Source organism: Massilimicrobiota sp. mt181, assembly GCF_055420065.1.
On the sequence record NZ_JBVAYN010000058.1, the window covers coordinates 1 to 1904 of the forward strand.

Sequence of the window (1904 nt, forward strand, 5' to 3'; positions counted from 1 at the left end):
ATGTCGAGTAGAACTCGACTCCCTCCCTTCATTTCATTTTATAAGCAAGGGTTTCGATTTCCCTCACAGAACCGTACGTGCGCTATTTACGCATACGGCTCTTCACATTTAACGTTCGTTAATAGCCTTTTGTCACGTACAGTCTTGGAACCCTCAATGGTATATGTTCCATAAATATAAGCAATCTTTTCCAACTGATAGGTCGCTGACTTCGCCTTCGCATACTCTTCATAAAATGATACTTCGCGTATTCATAATAGTTTCTGATTCCTATGTAGTTGCTGAAGATTCCATAATATGTATAATGCCCTACCAGTTTCTCATTGAGCTTCTTTACTATCTTGACCATTGGTTCGTGCATATTCTCATATATCCACTTCTTTAGTCTCGCTTTCTTTTGCTTAAGTTTCTTTTTGCTTGTTCTAAAGATAACTCGGTATTTGTTATTCCTGGTCTTTCCATTTATGAATGTGAACCCTAGAAAATCGAATGTCTCCTTTGTTCCTTTATATTTTCCAAATGGCAGTATCCTTGTTTTCTCTCTTTCGATTTCTAGTCCGAATTTCGCCATTCTTTCCTCCAGTTCTACTATGAATTTCCTTGCTTCATTTTCATACTGAAACATGACCACAAAGTCATCCGCATATCTCACCAGATAGACTTCTCCTTTGTATCTTCTCTTGATTCCCTTGGCATACCAGTCATCCAGTACATAGTGCAGGTATACATTTGCCAGTACTGTTGACATGAGTGAGCCTTGTGGTGTTCCTTTATCACTTGTTAGGACCTTTCCTTCCTCTAGTATTCCTCCTATGAGAAATCTTTTGATGTATCTTAGAAAATTCTTATCAGCGATGTCATGTTCCAGAAATTTCATCATCCATCTGTGCTCTATATTGTCAAAGAAGCCTTTGATATCACAGTCCAATATATAGTTCACTTTATTGAACATGATATGATGATTGACTCTGAGTACTGCATCGTGTGCTTTTCTCTTTGGTCTGAACCCGTATGAAAAATCATAGAATTTCGTTTCGTATATACCTTCTAGTACTTCCTTCATGACTCCCTGCACTAGCCTGTCCTCATACGATGGTAGTCCTAGTGGTCTTTTCTTTCCATTTCCTTTGTCAATATACACCCTTTTCACGGGCAATGGTCTGTAACTGAACTGTTTCATTCTCTGTATGAGGCTATCGAGATTTGCATCCAGGTTTCTCTCATACATTTCCTTCGTTATTCCATCCATTCCAGGTGCTTTGTTTTTGTCCTGTTTCCTGTGAACTGCTTTTAGATTGTCTTTGTTCACAAACGACATAAGGGCATATACCTTCTCGTGACTTTTCGCTCTTTCTCTCACAATCTCCTGTATGTTTTCCATTTTGCTTCCCACCTTCAAGGTTTCCATGTTTCCTTTGAGATTAATGTTAAATGTGCTCATCCCTTTGCTCCATAGTCATTACCTACTTCACTGCTACTATGAATGAGTCCGACTCCTTATCGTTCATCCCCTCTATCTTGACTATTCACATCTTGTATAGAAGATACCTTACCAATTGGCTCACTGCCCACTCTTAGACTCGGAAACGATAAGGTCTCCCAGGTATGCAAATTATCCTTTGTGCTCTCGCCATGTCCTTAGACCCCCGATGACCCCTCACATTCTTGCCTTTAGCGAATGCTTTGTACTGTCTTCCACATTAGGTGAGTATGTCGACAATCATATTATATATCTAACGAGGCTCAATAACTTCACTTGCGTTACGGCTATAGCACTTTCCTATCTACGCTTAGTTATTGTGTCACCACTTCTAACCCAAGACTGGATACTTACTGTTGGCTAGACTTTGTAAGGTTAGGAATTTCACCTAACTAGATAATTTGCACCGAACTGGCGCACCACC

General features: G+C 39.7%; 1 protein-coding gene. It reads right to left on the reverse strand.

Translation table 11 applies throughout. From position 1 onward, the window contains the following. Positions 1 to 118 precede the first annotated feature (118 nt). Positions 119 to 1381, reverse strand: coding sequence for a group II intron reverse transcriptase/maturase (gene ltrA, locus ACZYT4_RS13990; RefSeq protein WP_463786966.1), 1263 nt, complete (start codon positions 1379 to 1381; stop codon positions 119 to 121). Positions 1382 to 1904: the final 523 nt, after the last annotated feature.